Origin of the sequence: Planotetraspora thailandica, from assembly GCF_016863335.1 — a bacterium.
Classification (GTDB): Bacteria; Actinomycetota; Actinomycetes; order Streptosporangiales; family Streptosporangiaceae; genus Planotetraspora; species Planotetraspora thailandica.
Map to the genome: position 1 here is coordinate 107,009 of NZ_BOOR01000010.1, position 18,088 is coordinate 125,096.

At 68.9% G+C, this 18,088-nt stretch carries 18 protein-coding genes; 5 read left to right on the forward strand and 13 right to left on the reverse strand.

The window, feature by feature from the left end; translation table 11 throughout:
- Positions 1-81: 81 nt before the first annotated feature.
- Entirely contained in the window at positions 82-1,431 is a 1,350-nt protein-coding gene (locus Pth03_RS09495) for an O-antigen ligase family protein (protein ID WP_203943792.1), read from the reverse strand.
- Entirely contained in the window at positions 1,428-2,462 is a 1,035-nt protein-coding gene (locus Pth03_RS09500; RefSeq protein ID WP_203943793.1) for a YveK family protein, read from the reverse strand. Before Pth03_RS09500 ends, Pth03_RS09495 begins: the two co-directional genes overlap by 4 nt.
- Before the next feature lie 350 nt (positions 2,463-2,812).
- On the opposite strand from Pth03_RS09500, the gene Pth03_RS09505 reads away from it, so the two are divergent.
- Both Pth03_RS09505 and Pth03_RS09510 read left to right on the forward strand, forming a co-directional pair.
- On the forward strand, positions 2,813-3,316 hold the full coding sequence (locus Pth03_RS09505) for a hypothetical protein (protein ID WP_203943794.1): 504 nt from the start codon (positions 2,813-2,815) through the stop codon (positions 3,314-3,316).
- Between the two features lie 77 nt (positions 3,317-3,393).
- Positions 3,394-4,320: a right-handed parallel beta-helix repeat-containing protein gene (locus tag Pth03_RS09510; RefSeq protein ID WP_203943795.1), complete on the forward strand. Its 927-nt coding sequence runs from the start codon at positions 3,394-3,396 to the stop codon at positions 4,318-4,320.
- Here the strand turns inward: Pth03_RS09510 and Pth03_RS09515 are convergent, their stop codons facing one another.
- The gene (locus tag Pth03_RS09515; RefSeq protein ID WP_203943796.1) at positions 4,321-5,331 is read right to left on the reverse strand and encodes a TolB family protein; all 1,011 of its coding nucleotides are present in this window, start codon (positions 5,329-5,331) and stop codon (positions 4,321-4,323) included.
- Complete coding sequence (locus tag Pth03_RS09520) at positions 5,328-5,924, reverse strand: acyltransferase (protein ID WP_203943797.1); 597 nt, start codon at positions 5,922-5,924, stop codon at positions 5,328-5,330. Before Pth03_RS09520 ends, Pth03_RS09515 begins: the two co-directional genes overlap by 4 nt.
- Positions 5,925-5,958: 34 nt before the next feature.
- On the opposite strand from Pth03_RS09520, the gene Pth03_RS09525 reads away from it, so the two are divergent.
- Positions 5,959-6,816, forward strand: coding sequence for a glycosyltransferase (locus tag Pth03_RS09525; RefSeq protein WP_203943798.1), 858 nt, complete (start codon positions 5,959-5,961; stop codon positions 6,814-6,816).
- A gap of 49 nt (positions 6,817-6,865) precedes the next feature.
- On the opposite strand, the gene Pth03_RS09530 is transcribed toward Pth03_RS09525, so the two are convergent.
- The 8 genes from Pth03_RS09530 to Pth03_RS09565 form a co-directional block, all read right to left on the reverse strand.
- Positions 6,866-7,621 (reverse strand): WecB/TagA/CpsF family glycosyltransferase, encoded by a 756-nt coding sequence (locus Pth03_RS09530; protein WP_203943799.1) that lies wholly within the window; start codon positions 7,619-7,621, stop codon positions 6,866-6,868.
- Between the two features lie 7 nt (positions 7,622-7,628).
- The gene (locus Pth03_RS09535; RefSeq protein WP_203943800.1) at positions 7,629-8,810 is read right to left on the reverse strand and encodes a hypothetical protein; all 1,182 of its coding nucleotides are present in this window, start codon (positions 8,808-8,810) and stop codon (positions 7,629-7,631) included.
- A 79-nt stretch (positions 8,811-8,889) separates the two neighbouring features.
- Positions 8,890-9,846: a glycosyltransferase family 2 protein gene (locus Pth03_RS09540; protein ID WP_203943801.1), complete on the reverse strand. Its 957-nt coding sequence runs from the start codon at positions 9,844-9,846 to the stop codon at positions 8,890-8,892.
- Positions 9,843-11,129: an MFS transporter gene (locus Pth03_RS09545; protein WP_203943802.1), complete on the reverse strand. Its 1,287-nt coding sequence runs from the start codon at positions 11,127-11,129 to the stop codon at positions 9,843-9,845. Before Pth03_RS09545 ends, Pth03_RS09540 begins: the two co-directional genes overlap by 4 nt.
- Positions 11,129-11,995, reverse strand: a complete 867-nt coding sequence (rfbD, locus tag Pth03_RS09550; RefSeq protein WP_203943803.1) for a dTDP-4-dehydrorhamnose reductase — start codon at positions 11,993-11,995, stop codon at positions 11,129-11,131. The genes Pth03_RS09545 and rfbD overlap by 1 nt, the downstream gene beginning before the upstream one ends.
- Positions 11,996-12,040: 45 nt before the next feature.
- Positions 12,041-12,997 carry a dTDP-glucose 4,6-dehydratase gene (gene rfbB / locus Pth03_RS09555; RefSeq protein ID WP_203943804.1) on the reverse strand — a complete coding sequence of 319 codons (957 nt, stop codon included), beginning with the start codon at positions 12,995-12,997 and terminating at the stop codon, positions 12,041-12,043.
- Entirely contained in the window at positions 12,994-14,058 is a 1,065-nt protein-coding gene (locus tag Pth03_RS09560; protein ID WP_203943805.1) for a glucose-1-phosphate thymidylyltransferase, read from the reverse strand. Before Pth03_RS09560 ends, rfbB begins: the two co-directional genes overlap by 4 nt.
- 1 nt (position 14,059) lies before the next feature.
- Positions 14,060-15,478: a sugar transferase gene (locus tag Pth03_RS09565; RefSeq protein ID WP_239118885.1), complete on the reverse strand. Its 1,419-nt coding sequence runs from the start codon at positions 15,476-15,478 to the stop codon at positions 14,060-14,062.
- Positions 15,479-15,847: 369 nt separating this feature from the next.
- Between Pth03_RS09565 and Pth03_RS09570 the strand changes: the two genes are divergently transcribed.
- Together Pth03_RS09570 and Pth03_RS09575 are read left to right on the forward strand one after the other, a co-directional pair.
- Positions 15,848-16,873 (forward strand): LCP family protein, encoded by a 1,026-nt coding sequence (locus tag Pth03_RS09570; protein WP_203943807.1) that lies wholly within the window; start codon positions 15,848-15,850, stop codon positions 16,871-16,873.
- A gap of 37 nt (positions 16,874-16,910) precedes the next feature.
- Positions 16,911-17,675 carry a crotonase/enoyl-CoA hydratase family protein gene (locus tag Pth03_RS09575; RefSeq protein ID WP_203943808.1) on the forward strand — a complete coding sequence of 255 codons (765 nt, stop codon included), beginning with the start codon at positions 16,911-16,913 and terminating at the stop codon, positions 17,673-17,675.
- A 25-nt stretch (positions 17,676-17,700) separates the two neighbouring features.
- Here the strand turns inward: Pth03_RS09575 and Pth03_RS09580 are convergent, their stop codons facing one another.
- Complete coding sequence (locus Pth03_RS09580; RefSeq protein WP_203943809.1) at positions 17,701-18,063, reverse strand: hypothetical protein; 363 nt, start codon at positions 18,061-18,063, stop codon at positions 17,701-17,703.
- Between the last annotated feature and the right edge of the window lie 25 nt (positions 18,064-18,088).

Consider the following 18,088-nt stretch of genomic DNA (forward strand, 5'->3'; position numbering starts at 1 on the left):
GGGCACTCGCCGCTGCGGCCCGGCGTCCCCGTGCCGCAGCGGAGGGCCGGCCGGGTGCTCGCGGTTCCCGTGGCCGCGCCGTCAGATGACCGGCTCGGCCGTCACGCGGCTCACCTGGGTCTGCAACCGCCACAACGCGCCACAACATCCGAGGATCAGAAACATCAAGTTGGTGATCATCGGGAAGCTGAAGGCGTCGAAGGTGCCGAAGCCGAAAACCGCGACCGCCATGGATGCGGCGAAGCACTGGGCGAGGTGGCGGGTCTCCTCGTCGGTCGCGACGCGTCTTGCGCCCCGGGCCAGGAGCCAGCCGGAGGCGAGGAAGACCAGCAGCCCGACCAGGCCCACCAGGCCGGTCTCCAGCGCCGACATGAGGTACTGGTTGTCGATGACCCGGTAGACACGCGGCAGATAGGTCGCGAATCCCTGCCCGAACAGCGGGCGTTGCGATACCGCCTGGACGACGGCGTCGTAGTCACCGGTGCGTGTGGTGGAGTTCTCGTCCGACCCGATCACGGAGATGAGGTTCATCACGGTGCCGATGAGCCCGGGGATGAGCAGGCGCATGATGATCGAGGCGAATCCGAAGATCAGCACCGCGCGCAGCCGCCACTCGGGCCGCCAGGTGGGCAACAGCACCACCATGGCGACGAACAGGCCCAGAATGGCGGACCGCGACACGCTCATCGGCAGCACGCTTCCGATGAGCGCGACCGACACCCAGCGCCAGCGGCGTTGCTGCGGAACGCGGCAGTAGATGGCGCCGTGGAGCGCGAGCGGCAGCACGGCGGCGAGAACGACGCCGAGCTCGATGGGATGGGTGGCGGTCCCCGCCGGCCGGAAGAATCCCTCACGCTCGAAGAGCACCGACGACCCGTTCTCCTGCAGGCCGGGCAGCGCGAGGTACTGCGTGAGCTCCATGCCGGTGAAGAACTGGAACATCGCCACGATGGCGGGGAAGGTGGCGCCCAGGACGATGCGCTGCCGCAGCGTCTCCAGCCGGTCCATGGTGGAAACGCCGTCCGCGGTGACCAGGGCGATCCCTGCCCATCCGGCGACCAGCACGAGCCCGAGGTCGGCGGCGTTCAGCTCGTCGGACGAGACCGGCCGGGTCATGCCCGCCACGTAACTCGCGAGGACGGTCAGGCAGAAGAAGACGATGACCGCACGCACCGGCTGCCGGTCGCGGATAGGCGTCCACCGAGGAGACAACGTGGACAGCAGGTACCACACCAGCAGCAGCACGGCGACCATGGACGCCGGTGAGCCCGCTCCCCCCAACGGGCCGACGACGTAGCGGGCCGGCATGACGAACAGGATGACCAGGAAGAACGACAGAATCGTCACCGGGTCGGCGTTCATCCTCGCCCTGGACCGGCGGGACAACGGCCGGCGAGGGGAGGCGCGAACCTCCTCCGACGTGGTCGTCACCGACCTGGCCTGGTGGGGTCGAAGATCACGGTCGGCTCGTCCTCGGGCCCGCCGCCCGACGACGGGCGCTCGGTCTCGGACTGGCGCCTCACCTGATCCTCCGGCTTGCCCTTTCTGCCCGCCCCGTCACCCGATCGGGACGAGGAGGCGTCCCGGGCCCTGTCCTTCTCGTCGTCCGACCAGACGTAGAGATCCTCGTGCGCCTTGATGACGGGCAACGGCGCGGTGTACCCCTCCTCGTAGCCGCGCGGCTCCGGCGCTTCGATGGGCTTGCGTGCAGACGGCCTGCCGCGCGAGGGACCTGAGGAACGAGCGAGGGCGCCGCCGGCTGGACGGGAAGAGCGGGACGGGTACGACGAGACGGCCGGGGAGGGATGCCCCGGCCTGACCGCCGCCGTCTGGTCCGTCTGGTCCGTCTGCCCGGCTCTCCTGCGCTTCTGCGCCAGCGACTCCAGGAACAGCGGCACACCGAGGGTCAGCAACATCCCGCCGGCGAAGATGATCACAAGCATCCTGATCTTCTTCTCGGGGGTGAGCTCGGCCATGTCGGTGGAGGTGACCAGTTCGGCCCGGATCGTGGCATCCGGCACGATGGCCGACTTCCGCTGCATGTCGGTCAGGCGAGACTGGCTGAGCGAGGCGAGCCGGTCCATCGTCGACTGGGCGATCTTGGGGTTGGGAGCCGTGGAGGTGATCTGGAGAAGCGGCCCCTGGGAGTCCTGCGCCAGACCCACCGTGTAGTCCGCCGTGTTGCCCTCCTGCTTGAGCATCTCCGTCGTGCGCTCGTCGCTCATGCCCCGCGAGATGACCTCGGCCGTGATGGTCAGGGAGCTGTCGAACGCCAGCCAGGGGTTGCCTCCCACAGGCTCGGAGCTCTTCCTGGAGGATAGGAAGACGACGGTGGCGTTTGATTCGTACTGCCAGGGAATGGCGAACAGCCCCCCCACCGTTGCCGCGACCGTGACGATGAACATGGTCAAAGTCACCGGCCATCGTCTGAGCAGCGCTCGCAACGAATCAAGCAGGTCCATAGTGCCCCTTCACCCCTGCCCGCCCGGCCACGCGTGCCACCCTACCGGGCCGCGAAGGTAAGGACGCGCGAGAGCCCCGCCTCGTTGTCATCGCCATCAAGTGTTTCCCCTACATGCCTTTTTCGCTAGGCCCGTCCCAAAACTTCACAGGCCTATGCCACGATGTTTCGGTGCGACGGCGATTGGTCATACGGTGCTGCGGCCTGGCGCTAATCCTTCTACTCGCCGCCTGTTCGGCACTGTGGGTTAGATACTGGTCACCTATTTACCAGAGTTCTGTCACTGTCGCGTTCGCAACCGAGACGAACGACGCCAAAGCGTCAGACACCTTCACCGACAACCACATCTACATGGCGCTGACCATCGCCCACTATTTCGACAACCCGGCCACCATAGACGAACTGCGGCGCCGGGGGGGCACCGCCGCCTTCCACTACGACGTCGCGCACTGGGGCAACGAGGAGCTCCCCGTCTACGGCCAGCCGTACGCCACCCTGCAGGCGCTCTCCAGCGATCCCAAGAAGTCGATCGACACCCTCAACCAGGCGCTCGCCATGCTGACCGAGAAGGTGAAGAGCCTGCAGACCTCCGTGGGCGCCACCGGCAAACTGATGATCGACTGGGAGCCGATCGGCGCCGTCATGGGGCCGCAGCGCCAGAGCCTCCAGAGAAGCCGTGCCACCGTCGCCATCGGCCTGATCGCCCTCCTCGCGTCCGCCGCGACGATCTCCTTCACCCGTGACCGGAGCAGGGAGCGGCCCCTCGGGGAGCCCCGCACGCGCAAGCGCACGACGACCGGGATCCGGACGAGGCAGCCGAAGCCCGCGCGGACCGGCGCGGGCTCCGCACGCTAGATGTCCCGTAGAAGCAGGTGGCCACGCCCGGGCGCCCCTCTGTGACCGTTCCGCCGTCCTACGAGCTGGAGTCTTCCTTGCCTTCCCGCCCTCTGACCTTGTCACGCTCCCGTCCGCTGTCGCGCCCGCTCACGTCGCTCGTCGCCGTCCTCGTGCTCGGCGTCGCCGCCGCGGGCTGCGGCGGCGACGGTGAAGCGGAGGGGTCTCAGCCGCCGGTCCCCTCGCACGCGCCGCTGGCCGGCAACGTCTTCCCCTCCCCCACGACCACGGGTGTACGACCGGGCACCCCGCTCAAGCAGGTCGGCGAGACGACGGTGGAGAACGACGGAGCCGTGGTCGAGAATCTCGAAGTGCACGGAAGGCTCAACATCAAGGCCGACAACGTGACCGTGCGCAACGTCCGGGTGATCGGCGCGGGCGACTGGTCGATCATCCAGGCCAAGGGGGCGTCCGATGCGGTGATCGAGGACTGCGAGATCTCGGGCGACGGCGTCACCAAGGCCCAGTGGGGCGTCCTGAACCAGGGCGGCTACATCACGGTCCGCCGGGTGAACATCCACACCGTGTCGAACGCGATCGGCACCGACCACGGCCTGATCGAGGACTCCTACATCCACGATTTCAAGGAGTTCCCCGGTGACCACGTGACGGGGCCGCAGAGCAACGGGTCACCGGAGAAGGGCCTGTCGCTGACGATCCGCTACAACACCATCCTGAACCAGCTCGCGCAGACCTCCGCCATCTCGCTCTACCAGGACTTCAGCCGTGCCCACGACGTGCTCATCGAGCACAACCTGCTGGGAGGCGGCGGATACACGGTGTACGGCGGCGACGGCAAGTTCGGCGCGACGACCGACATCCGCATCGTCGACAACGTCTTCACCCGCCGCCTGTTCCCGAAGGGCGGCTACTGGGGGCCGCTGTCGTACTTCGACGCCAAGGGCAAGGGCAACCGTTTCGAGGGCAACGTGTGGGAGGGGACCGGCGAGCCGGTCGCCCCCTGATCACATCGCGGCGGGCGAGTAGGCGTCGCGGAGAAGCAGCGTGGGCCGTCCTGACCCGTCGGCGGGCACCGCCCACACGTCGGACGTGTCGTCCCGCAGCTTGCTGTACATGACCGTGTCGTCGTCGCGCCAGGCCACCTGGTCGTCCACGCTCACGGGCTCGGAAAGCGGGGTCTCGCGGCCGGTCCGCAGGTCGAGCATGTACAGGTGCCAGGGGTCTGCCTGGCCGCCGGTGCGCTTCTTGTAGACGACGCGGGTGCCGTCCGGGGAGAGCGAGGGGCACTCGGCGTTCTCCCTGAGCACCTGCAGCCGGCGTCGGGCGAAGTCGCCCTCGACCAGATACGTCCTGCCCCCGGTGGCGACCGTGGCGTAGAAGCGGTTGTCGTCCGACGCGAAGGTCACCCCCCAGTAGTTCACGTCGGCCGCCCGCAGGGTGCGCCCGTCCTTCTCCAGGGTGAAGTCCTCCAGACTCTTGACGAGCGTGCCTGTGCGGGTGTCCAGAATGCCGGTACGAGTGGAGAAGCCGACGCTCAGGTAGGAGTCGCCGGCGACGAAGAAGGTCCACGCCGCCATCCGCCCGCTCGGCGACACCCGCGCCCTGCTGGGCGCCCCGGACAGGGGGATCTTCCGCAGCTCGCGGAAGTGGTCGTCCACCACGATGGCTTCGGAGTTGGTGACCAGGCCGGGGTTGTCCCGCAGGCACAGGCCCGTCCCCGCGGCCGCGTAGAACCGCTTGCACTGCAGCCCGGTGGCGCGTGGCTGCCCCTGACCGCCCTCGGGCACGGCGAAGACCTCGCCGCTGTCCCGTGAGGGTCCCGCCCGCACCATGAGCAGGTCCCCGTGCTCCAGAGCGGTCGCCTGCGGCGCCGGCGCGGAGTTCACCGCGGCGGGCAGGGCGACGGTCTCCGACCTGGCGCGCAGGACGTACACGACCGCGGCGGAACCGAAGAGCAGCACGGCAACCGCAAGGATCAGCACCCGGGCGCGCGTGGAGAGAGCCGAGACGTTCACATCGGCCCGCTCAGATGCCCGTCGTGCTCGGTGTAGACCTCATCGGTCTTGGGGCAGCGCCACCGTCCCTGCGCCTCCTCCTGCAACGTCACTCCGGCCCGGCCCACCCAGCCGATACGGCGGGCCGGGACGCCCGCGACGAGCGCGAAGTCCGGAACATCCCTGTTCACCACGGCTCCCGCCGCCACCAGCGCGTAACGGCCGATCGTACGGCCGGCCACGACCACGACCCGGCCGCCGAGCGAGGCACCCTCGCGGACCACCACGCCCTGCGCGGTCCAGTCGTCGTTGCGCTTGAGGGTGCCGTCCACGTCGGTCGAGCGGGGGAACACGTCATTGGTGAGGACGGTGGCCGGCCCGATGAAGACCCCGTCCTCCAGCACCGCCGGCTCGTACACCAGCGAGTAGTTCTGCACCTTGACGCGGTCGCCGATTCGCACGCCCGGCCCGACGTACGCTCCACGGCCGAGAATGCACTCCTCACCGAGCACGGCGTCCTCACGGACCTGGGCGAGGTGCCAGATCATGCTGCCGTCACCGATCTGGGCGCTCGGATCCACGTCCGCGGTCGGCGCGATTCGTGGTTCGGTCATTGGAAACTCCCATTCGCGGGGATACTTCGGAACTATGACAAGCGCGAGCGTCATCATCCCGGCCCACAACGAGGCGCGGGTAATCGGCCGGCTTCTTACGGGCCTATTAGGGGAGGCGACCCCCGACGAGTTCGACGTGGTCGTCGTCGCCAACGGCTGCGACGACGACACCGCCCAGATCGCCCGTGACCATGGCGCACGTGTGATCGAGACGCCCATCCCCTCGAAGAGGGAGGCGCTCCGCCTCGGAGACGAGGCCGCCGCCGGCTTTCCCCGGATCTACGTGGACGCCGACGTCGAGCTGACCACCGCCGGCCTGCGCGCCCTCCGCGACACGCTGACCGGCTCCTCCGGGCCGCTCGCCGCGGCGCCGGACAGAGCACTGGTCCTGCGCGACCGGCCATGGCCGGTGCGGGCCTACTACGCCGTCTGGACGCGGCTTCCTGCGGTGCGCGAGGGGCTGTTCGGCAGGGGCGTCATCGCGGTGTCGGAGGAGGGCAACCGCCGCATCATGGACCTCCCTCCGGTCATGGGCGACGACCTCGCCGCTTCGCTCGCGTTCACCCCCGCCGAGCGCAGAGTGGTCCGTACGGCTCACGCCGTCATCCACCCGCCCCGGACCCTCGCCGACCTGCTGCGCCGCAGGGTGCGCGCCGTGACGGTCGTCGCCGAGATCGACCAGGGCCCGATCGGCCAGGGTCCGACCAGCGGGGGGCAGCACGCCCGCACCGGCCTGTCGGACCTGGCCGGCATCGGCGGGCGTGCCCCCTGGCTGCTGCCGCACCTCGGCGTCTTCCTCGCCGTCACGGTGGTGGCGAGGGCCAGAGCGCGCCGCGCGGTGAAGGCGAAGGACTACACCACGTGGCTGCGCGACGAGAGCAGCAGGATCTGACCGGCAGGGCCGGTTCCCGGCTCCGCGCCCGGCCCGGCCGGCGGGTCCGCTAACGGGCCTTCTTCTGGACGTACTCCTTCACCACCATCCAGGCGAACCGCGTGTTGGTGGACAGGTAGCGGGGGCCGAGCCGGACCGGCTCCTGCAGGAGCCGGTAGAGCCATTCGAAGCCGAGCTTCTGCCACAGGACAGGGGCTCGGCGCACCTTCCCCGCGAACACGTCGAAGGACCCGCCCACGCCATGGATCACGCCCGCCTTGATGTCGTCGGCGAACCGGGCGAGGAAGATCTCCTTCTTGGGGGAGGTCATGCCGAGGAACAACAGGTCGGGCCGGGCCTGCCCGATGAGCGCCGCGACCTCCCCGGCCTGCTCGTCGGTGAAGTAACCGTCGCGGGCCCCCGCGACGACCAGCCCCGGATAGCGGTCGCGCACCTGGGCGACCACCTGCTCCACCACCTCGGGCCGTGCTCCGAGGAAGTAGGCGCGGTAGCCGCGCCTGCCTCCCTCCTCCATCAGCGAGGTGAACAGATCGATACCGGCCACCCGTTCGGGAAGCGGCTGGCCGAGGACCCGTGAGGCCCACACGACGGCCTGCCCGTCGGCGACGACGAGGTCGCACGAAGCCACCGAGTCGCGAAGCACGGCGTCGTGGCTCATGTGCACCGTCTTGGCGGCGTTCACCACACCGATGCTGAGATTCTCCCGATTCTCAACGGCAGTTACGCATCTGGCGACGGTCTGCTTCAACGTCAGAGCGTCGAGAGAGAGCCCGAGGAACTTGCTGCGTGCGGCTGTGGCGGTCATTCCTGCTTCACTCCTTCGTGCCGGCCGTGTCGCGAGGCAGCGCGAACCGCCAGGCGTAGAGCAGCCACCCCAGCTCGTAGGGACGGCACTCATGGTCGACCGCGAGCGGCGGGTAGATGCGGTCGAGCATCGCGATCCGCGACCCCTGGTTGATCGCGGTGGCCACGGCGCGCACACCCCGGACGATCTTCTTGGGGTCGTCTCTCGCGGCCTTGCGCCATGTCAGATCGAGCTCCTCGACGATCAGCTCGTCGTCGACCTCGGGCCGGGACGTCATCCAGCTGAGGCCGAGCGCGATCTCCTTCATGTAGGAGGTGCCGCCGGCGTCCGCCAGGTCGAGCAGCGCCATGGGGGCCATCGAGAGCTGGTGCACGCTGTAGACGGGGTAGCCCTCGACCACACCGCCCGTCCGGGCGTCGTAGTGCCACCACCACTGTCCCTGCGCTCCCTGTGCTGCGCAGATGCCCGCGGCGATCTGCTCGGCCGCCCTGGCCGCCGCCTCGTGCCCGGTGTGGGCGTGCAGGCGGGCCAGGGCCTGCAGCGGATAGACCTGGTCGGCGAAGCAGCCGACATGGGCCCGGTACCAGGACGCGGGGCCGATGACGTGACGGTAGAGCCGGTCGTCGCCCAACCCTGCGAGCAGCCGGTCACCCGCGTGCTCCATCCGCGCGCCGAGGTCGTGCGCGTCGCCGAGCACCCGGTGCGCGGCGACCACCGCGGCCAGCGCCCACGACACCTCGACGGTGTAGACGGGATCTCCCGGCTTGGTCGCGGCTTCGAGCTCGGCCAGCCGGGAGAGCGCCCTCGGAAGCTCCTGGTGCCCGCTCTCCGCGGCCGCCCACGCGATGAGCGCGGCGTCACCGAGGTTGCTCACTGCGGGGAGGCCGGAGATGAGGTTCCCGACCAGGTCGAGGACGGTGTCACCGGCCAGGGCGGCGCGCTGGAGGTCCAGCGGAAGCGGGGCGACGCCGAGCGCCACGATCGCGCTGTAACGCACGCTGCGCCCTTCGGGCACCGCCGCCCACCGTCCATCGGCCTCACGCCTGCCTCGCCGGGTGAAGACGAACTCACCGTTGACGTAGCCGGGAGGAAGCCCGCGGATCGACAGGCCGACCATCCGGTCGACGAGTTCGGCCGCAGCGGTATCGATCTCGGCGAGCGCACCGAGACGACCCTCATGGCGGGTCATCGCTCACCCTCCAACCTTGTGATCAGCGAATATCGAGGTGTCTGACGTATGGACCGGCGGGCCCGCCGGCGAAGTGAGGTCATGACGAGCGGGCATCCCAGCCTCCGGACCACTCGGCCCGCACGGCCCACAGGCCGGCCCAGTCGCCGCCCTTGACCGTGGGCCGCCCCTGCCGCCCGGCGTCCGGGGACGCCACCCGGCGGCTCAGCGTGGCCCTGAGCCACACGCCGAACCGGAGGAGGAAGCTCCCGAGCGCCCGCGTCCCGAACGGGAAGTGCCGCCGGACCACGGTGGCCTTGCCCGTGAACAGCAGGATCATCTTGCGGAGACTCGAGGAGGACATGCCGCCGGGGTGGACGAAGACCGCCCGGTCGGTCACCATCGGCCGGTAACCGGCTTTCCGCGCCCGAAGGCACAGGTCGGCGTCTTCGCCGTACATGAAGATGCGGGTGTCGAACCCGCCCACCTCATCCCAGAGGCGGCGGCTGACGAGCATCAGCGCTCCGGTGACGATCGGCACCTGCCGTTCGCCGGTCCACGTGGTGGGGGACTCCGGGTCGAACAGCCGGTGGCCGGGGAAGACCGTGGACAGCCCTGCGGCGAAGCAGAGCATCGACCAGAGCGTGGGCCGCCCCCACCACGACCTGGGGTCGTTCTCCCCCGCCTCAGTGACGCAGCGGCCGCCGACGATCCCGGCGCGGGGGTGACGCTCCGCGCACTCGGCGAGCTGCGCGAACGCCTCGGGCCGCACCTCGGCGTCGGGGTTCACGAAGACGAGGTGACGTCCCGTCGCGACGCCGGCGCCGGCCGTGCAGCCCTCGGCGAAGCCGCCGTTGACATCCCTGGCGACGACCTTCGCCCACGGAGCGGCGGCCTTCACGACCTCCACGGTGTCGTCCGGGGAGTTGTTGTCGACGACGATCACCTCGCCCGACGTCCCCGCGGGCAGGGACTTGATCGCGCCCTCCACCGCGGCGAGACAGCGCGCGATGTATCCGGCGCTGCGATAGGTCACGATGATCACAGACAGGTTCATCCGCGTGCCTTCCTGAGCAAGACGACGGCGAGGGCCACTGCCAGGCACAGAGCCACGCCCATCACCTGGACCGCAGTCTGCGGCCCGCCTTCCGTCCACAGCGCGCCGAACGCCCACGAGGCGACCATCAGGGCGAGCGCCTGACCGGTCTGCACCACGGCCAGACCGGTCGCCCGGTGTTCCTCGGGGAGCAGCGGACCGGCCAGCGCGCTGACCACCCCATCGGTGGCCGCATAGGACGCGCCGCGCAGGGCCAGCACGGCGAAGAGGATCGTGTAGCCGGGCGGAAGCAGCAACAGCCCGTAGCACGCCAGCAGCGCGACGTATCCGCCGATCACGACGGTGGAACGGCCGACGCGGTCCGCGAGCCTCCCGAACGGAACGGCGGCGAGGAGGTAGAAGGCCGAGACCCCGACCGGGAGCAGCGGCAGCAGGTTGGCGTCCATGTCCAGGCTGCGCTGCAGCACCAGGTAGAGAAACGAGTCGCTGATGGTGACCAGCGACAGCGGCACCATCGCGATCAGTACCCGGCGGAACGGCCGGTCGCGCAGCAGAGACACCGCTCCGCGCAGCGAGACCTTCGGCCGTTCGCTCGCCTCGCCGCCCGGTTCGCGAACGAACAGCGCCAGGACCAGCACCCCGATCACCGCGACGCAGAAGCTCACCACGAACACCGCGTTGAAGTTGGTGGTGCTTCCCACCGCCGCGATGACACCGAACGCCGCGAGCGGTCCTATGAGCGCGCCCGCGGTGTCCAGCGCCCGATGCAGGCCGAAGGCACGGCCCTGGGCCTCGGGGGGCGCGCTCAGCGAGATCATTGCGTCGCGTGGCGCGGTCCGCAGCCCCTTGCCGGTCCGGTCCAGGCCGACCACGAGTCCGATCAAGGGAACGGAACGGCCCGCCAGGAGGAACCCGACCTTGCAGACGGCCGACAACCCGTAGCCGATGCCCGCGACGAGCTTGCGGCGGCGGAACCGGTCGGCGACATGCCCGCCGACGAGCCGGAGGACGGCCGTCGCACCGGTGTAGACACCGTCGAGCAGGCCGAACAGCAGCGGGCTCAAGTGAAGCTGGTAGATCAGGTAGAGCGGCAGGATCGCCGTCACCATCTCAGAGGAGACGTCGGTGAACAGGCTGACCATGCCGAGCGCGAGGACGTTTCCGGTGAGGACGTGCCCCACGCGCGTGCCACGAGCCGCAGGCGTGGACGCCCCGGCCTCACTCATGCCCGGTTCCGAAGGCTCCTTCTGCGAGTCGCTCTTGCGGGTCTCCGAGATGTACATCAGGCGCCGCCCGCCGCCATGGAGGGCCATGCCGCGTGCAGGGCGTCACGCCAGTGACGGATCGGGGCGATGCCCGCCTCGGCCCAGCGGCGGTGGCCGAGCACACTGTAGGCCGGGCGCGGGGCGGGCCGCCGGTACGCCGCCGAGCCGACGGGCCGTACCCGGTCCGGGTCGGCTCCGAGCAGCGAGAAGACCTCACGGGCCAGGCCGTGCCAGGTGGTGCTGCCCGAACTGGTGCCGTGGTAGATCCCCGGGGGCGCTCCGGAGCCGGCCAGCGCGACGATCTGCTCAGCGAGGTCGACGGTCCACGTGGGCTGGCCGTGTTGGTCGTCCACCACGTCGACCGTTTCCCGCTCGCCGGCGAGCCGGGCCATCGTCTTGACGAAACTCGGGCCGGCCGTGCCGTACAGCCAGGCGGTGCGCACCACGTAGCCGGTCTCCGGCAACGTCTTGACGACCGCCTGCTCTCCCGCGAGCTTCGTCCGTCCGTACGCGTTGAGCGGCATGGTCGGAGCGTCCTCCGCGTACGGCTCGCCGGCGTCGCCGCCGAAGACGTAGTCGGTGGACGGCTGCACCAGACGCGCGCCGACGTGGAGGCACGCCTCGGCCAGGGCCTGCACGGCGCCGCCGTTGACGGCCAGCGCCTCGTCCTCCCGCGTCTCGGCCTCGTCGACGGCGGTCCAGGCGGCGCAGTTGACCACCACACCGGGGCGGACCTCATGGACGACCCGCTGGATCGCCGACGCGTCGCGAAGGTCGAGCCGGGATCGCTCCAAGGGCACGACCTCGTGCCGACCGGCCCGTAAGACGGCCACCAGGTCGGTGCCGAGCATGCCACCGGCACCGGTGATCAGCCATCGGGTCATCGTTCGCTCTCGGGGGGTCTGGAGAACTTCTCGGGGCTGGGAGAGTCAGGGGCGGGCGGCCTTGAGAGGCCTCCACCAGTCGGCGTTGTCGGCATACCAGCCGACGGTGGCGGCGAGACCCTCGTCGAACGGGACGCGAGGCTGGAAGCCCAGTGCCCTGAGCTTGGAGTCGTCGAGCGAGTAGCGGCGGTCGTGACCTTTGCGGTCGGCGACCCGCTCGACCATGTCCCAGCCCGCGCCGAGTGCGTCGAGCAGCCTCCCGGTCAGCTCCACGTTGGTCAGCTCCGCCGTACCGGCGATGTGGTAGACCTCTCCCGGCTCGCCGACCTCCGCGACGAGCCGGATCCCGCGACAGTGGTCGTCGACGTGGATCCAGTCCCGCACGTTGCCGCCGTCACCATACAACGGGACTTTTCGTCCTTCGATCAGATTGGTGATGAAAAGCGGGATGACCTTCTCCGGGAACTGGTACGGCCCGTAGTTGTTGCCGCATCGGGTGATCGACACCGGCAGCCCGTAGGTGATCGCGTAGGCGCGAGCGATCATGTCCCCGCCGGCTTTGGCCGCCGAGTAGGGCGAGCGCGGCGCCGGCGCGGCGTCCTCCGCCCACGACCCGGTCTCGATCGAGCCGTAGACCTCGTCGGTGGAGACCTGCACCACCCTGGGGACGCCCGCGTTCAGGCAGGCCTGCATCAGTGTCTGTGTGCCGAGGACGTTGGTGCGCACGAACGACGCCGCGCCCTCGATCGACCGGTCGACGTGGGACTCCGCGGCGAAGTTGACGACCAGGTCGTGACCGGGGACCACGTGCGCCAGCAGATCGGGGTCGCAGATGTCCCCGTGCACGAAGTCGAACGCCCCGGAGACCGGCTCGAGATTGGCCATGTTGCCCGCATACGTGAGCGCGTCCAGGACGGTGATCTTGTCGCTTGTCTCCGCGACGGCCGTACGGACGTAATGGGACCCGATGAAGCCGGCGCCACCCGTGACGAGCACTCTCATTGGGATATCTGGACCTTACTGTGATCGCCGAGCACGAGCCGGTGAGCCCGTGGCGTGTTGGGAGCGGGGGTGACCTCGACGTCGTGTCCGATCAGCGAGGCCTCGACGCGGCGCACTCCGTCGATGGAGGAGCGGGCCAGCACGATCGAGTACTCGATCTCGCTGTTGTTCACGCGGCAGTCCACGGCGATCGAGGTGAAGGGGCCGATGTAGGAGTCCGCGACGACGGTGCCGGAGCCGATGACGGCGGGTCCGACGATCCGGGACCCGCTGACGACGGCGCCCGGTTCGACGACCACGCGGCCGACGAGTTCGGAGTCGCGGACGTCGCCGTCCACACGCGGCTCCAGCGACTCCAGGACGAGGCGGTTGACCTCCAGCATGTCGGTCACGTTGCCGGTGTCCTTCCAGTAGCCCGTGATGAGCGTGGACTGAACACCGCGGCCCGCGTCGATGAGCCACTGGATGGCGTCGGTGATCTCGAGTTCGCCGCGCGGCGACGGTTTGAGCTCGGCCACGGCGTCGTGGACGGCGGGAGTGAAGAGGTAGACCCCGACCATGGCGAGGTCGCTCTTCGGTTCCCGCGGCTTCTCCTCCAAGCCGATGACCCGGCCGTCCGCGTCGAGCTCGGCCACACCGAACTGCCGTGGATCCGTCACTCTGGTCAACATGATCTGCGCGCTGGGCCGCTCCGCACGGAAGCGCTCGACCAGCGCGTCGATCCCGCCGACGATGAAGTTGTCGCCGAGATACATCACGAAGTCGTCGTCGCCCAGGTAGTCACGGGCGATGAGGACGGCATGCGCCAACCCGAGCGGAGCCTCCTGACGGAGGTAGGTCACCTGAAGGCCGAAGGCCGAGCCGTCCCCCACCGCGGCTTCGATCTCGGCCTGCGTGTCCCCCACCACGATGCCGACGTCCCGGATGCCCGTAGAGGCGATGGATTCCAGCCCGTAGAAAAGCACAGGCTTGTTGGCGACCGGAACGAGCTGTTTCGCCCGGGTGTACGTGATGGGGCGCAGTCGCGTACCCGAACCACCGGCGAGTACGAGGGCTTTCACGTCAGTAGGCGCCTTCCCCGCGGGTGACCGCAGACCATGTCTTCCACAACACCTGGAGGTCCAGCATCAGGGACCAGTTTTCTACATAGCGTAGATCCAGCCGGACCGACTCGTCCCAGGACAAATCAGATCTCCCACTCACCTGCCACAAGCCGGTCATCCCAGGTTTCACTACCAGACGACGGCGGACGTCCACTCCGTACTGCGCGACTTCGGCGGGAAGGGGCGGGCGGGGGCCGACGAGCGACATCTCGCCGCGAAACACGTTGAGCAGTTGCGGCAGCTCGTCAAGGGAGTAGCGGCGGAGGAAGCCGCCCACGCGAGTGATTCTTGGATCGTTCCTGATTTTGAAGAGGACCCCGTCCGACTCGTTCTCCTCCAGCAGGACCTGCTTCAGCCGCTCCGCGTCGGCGACCATCGTGCGGAACTTGAACACCCTGAACTCCCGGCCATGGCGACCCACCCGGGTCTGCCGGAACAACGCGGGACCAGGGCTGGTGGTCCGAATCAGGAAGGCGATGAGCAACATCGGCACGGACAGGAGCAGCAGCGCGACGGATGCCACGATCTTGTCGAACGCGCTCTTGACGAGCTGTCGCATGCCGTCGATGTCGGGGTGCTCCACGTGCAGCAGGGGCATCCCGGCGACGGGCCGCACGCTGATACGAGGTCCCGCGACGTCCATGAGCGCCGGAGCGACGAAGAGGTCCGCGCCTCTGGACTCGATTCCCCAGGCGAGCCTGCGCAGCGCCGTGCCGTCCAACTCCGGGCACGCCAGAACGGCCACCGCGTCGGCGGAGACCTTGTCCACGACCGTGGGCACCTCGGTGAAGTCGCCGAGCACGGGAATCCCGTCGACGTCGAGGTGCTGCGAGACGTCCTTCCCATAGGGCAGGCACACGGCGACGACCCGCATGCCGTGGTACGGCTGCCGCCTGAACGTCATCACGAGGTCCATCACCGACGCACGGTGCCCGACGGCCACGACCTGGCGCATGTACTGCCCCTTGGAGTGGGCCCGGTGCAGGCGCCTGCGCATCTGGTGGCGGAACACGAGGGTGAGGAGGATCGCCGCCGGGAACATCGCCAACACATAACTTCTGGCGATCATCGTCTGGGTGGCGTACGCGCCGATGGCCACCGCGGCGATCAGGCCCACGCCGCCGTTGGTGACCGCACGGAACTCGGCCGTGCCCTCTCCGTGGGCGCGCTTGCGATATCCGCCCGCCAGCCCCATGGCCACGGGCCAGATCAGCGCCAAGGCCACACCGAACGTGACGTCGTATGCGGGAATGAAGACGCCGAGCCAGATGCGAGCCATCTGGACCGCCGCCAAGGCGGCGACCGCGCAGAGCAGGTCGCCGGCTACGAGCATTCTCAGGTACGCCGTCGTCCAAGCGCTGGGCGACGCCCGCACCATGTCGTCCCGGAGAACGACAGGTACGTCGGATAACCTAGCGCGAGCTTCCATCTCACCACGCCCTCGGTCAGTGGACTGTGCAGGAGATTGACGTCTCGAGCATCCCAATGGTTGACAGGCAACCCGCGCGTTACATGGCGGGTGCCCAGATCGATATTAGAAAGCGACCGGGCGGCATGGAACGGTTGGCACTGGCCACAATCGGCCGTTGCTAGGCGGACAAAACGGCTTGACGGAACGGTCCAACGATGCCTCGGCTTGGAACTGTCAACAGAAAAGCAGCTATTGTTCACCTGCCGGGAACGCCTTGGGAAGATAGCACGGCTTGCCCCGGAATCGTTCGCACCCTACCCCCCTGGGGGCCTCGCAGTGACGTCAATTGAAGCCCTCCTCCAGGCGCAGCCCGATCCGCCACCCAAACGACGGCGTTGGCGCAGAGTGCTGATCATCGCGACGCTCGTCGTGCTCGTGCCACTGGTGGCGGCCGTCGCCCTCGTCCTGCAGCGCCAGCACGTCTACGACTCCAACATCAAGCGTGTGCAGCAGGTCTTCCCCGAGGAGTCGACCCGGCCGGCCAAGGTGATCGGGGCCGCCCAGAACTGGCTGGTCATCGGCTCGGACCGGCGTCCGGGCGAGGGCGGATTCCAGCGGTCGGACACCATCATGATCGCCCACATACCTGCGGACAGGAAGCACGTCTACCTGATCGGCATCCCGCGCGACTCCTACGTCACGATCCCGGGCCACGGCAAGGACAAGATCAACGCCGCGTACGCCTACGGAGGCCCCAAGCTCCTCATCAAAACGGTTGAAACACTAACAAAGGTACGAATCGACCATTTTGCCGCATTGGATTTCAACGGCTTCATCACGATGAGTAAGGCCCTGGGAGGCGTGGACGTCTACGTGGCACGCGACGTCTACGATTCCGCGAACAAAGTCACCTGGAAGCAGGGCACCGTTCACCTCGACGGCGAGCGGGCACTGCTTTTCGTACGGCAGCGCTACGGCCTTCCTGAAGGGGACTTCGACCGCATCAAGCGGCAGCAGGCGTTCCTCCAGGCCATGGCCAAGAAGGCGATCAGCAAGGGCACCCTCACCAACCCCTTCGCGCTCGACGAGTTCCTCCAGTCGCTGACCAAATCCATAACGGTTGATTCGGGCGTGAGCATCGGCACCCTTCGAGACCTGGCGCTCGAAATGCGCGACCTGCGGGGCGATGACATGTTGGCGACCACGATCCCCGTCGCGGGCACCGGAATGGTCAACGGCGCGAGCATCGTCCGGCTCGACACGAAGGAGGCCACGGCGCTCTCCACCGCCGTCCGGAACGACACTCTCGACGACTATTTCGCAGACCAGGGTGGCCTCAACGAAACGTCGCTCGTTCAATAGCCGCTCAACGGGCCCAGACCCGGACTAAATTCCAGACATGTCCGTACGCATCGACCGGCGCGGCCCGGTGACCACCGTGATCCTGCACAGGCCGGAGGTCCGCAACGCGGTCGACGGCCCCACGGCGGCGGCGCTGGCCGCCGCGTTCCGTGACTTCGAGGCCGACGCGTCCGCGTCCGTCGCGGTGTTGTGGGGGGACGGCGGCACGTTCTGCGCCGGTGCCGACCTCCACTCGCTCGGCACCGACCGCGGGAACCGGGTCGAGACCGAAGGCGACGGGCCCATGGGGCCGACGCGGATGCGCCTGACGAAGCCGGTCGTCGCCGCGGTCGAGGGATTCGCCGTCGCGGGAGGGCTCGAACTCGCCCTGTGGTGCGACCTGCGTGTCGCGGCCGACGACGCGACCTTCGGGGTGTTCTGCCGCCGGTGGGGCGTGCCGCTCATCGACGGTGGCACCGTACGGCTGCCGCGGCTCGTCGGCGCGGGCCGGGCGATGGACATGATCTTGACCGGCCGTGCCGTACCGGCGGGCGAGGCGCTGGAGATGGGCCTGGTCAACCGGGTGGTCCCGGCGGGAACGGCACGCGAGGCGGCGGAGGAACTCGCCGCCCTGATCGCGGCGCTCCCCCAGGCGTGCCTGCGCGGCGACCGGCTGTCGATGCTGGAGCAGGAGGGGCTGGGAGAGGACGAGGCCATGGCGGTCGAGTTCCGGCATGGCCTCTCGTCGCTGGAGGCGCTGCGGTCGGAAGGGTTCGAGGGGGTGGAACGCTTCCGCGCCGGAGCGGGCCGGCACGGCACCTGACGTCGGGGCAGGCCTGAAGGATGGCTCAGTCGTATTCGAGGTCGGGTAACTGCGTCGGAGGATCAGGACTCCGCCATACGACGACATAGGCGTCGCCGGCGCTTTCCACGGCCGTGCTGAGCCGTTCGAGGTCGAAGTCGGGCAGATATCTCAGCCGCGCGAGGAAGCCGGCGTCGGTCGCCGACCGGGGGACGACGCAGCCCTCACCTTCGCGGTCGAGAAGGACGATGAGGACGTCGGGCCGGCCTTCGGCCGGTGCCAGGCCGCCGACCCGGACCTCCACGACGTCCTCCCATGCGAGGGCCTCGACGCTGCCGTCGGCGTAGTGGCGGGTGACGCCCTCTTCGGTGACGTAGACATAGGAATCCGGCACTGCGTTGCCGTGCATGGCCGCGATTGTGACGACTTGAAGG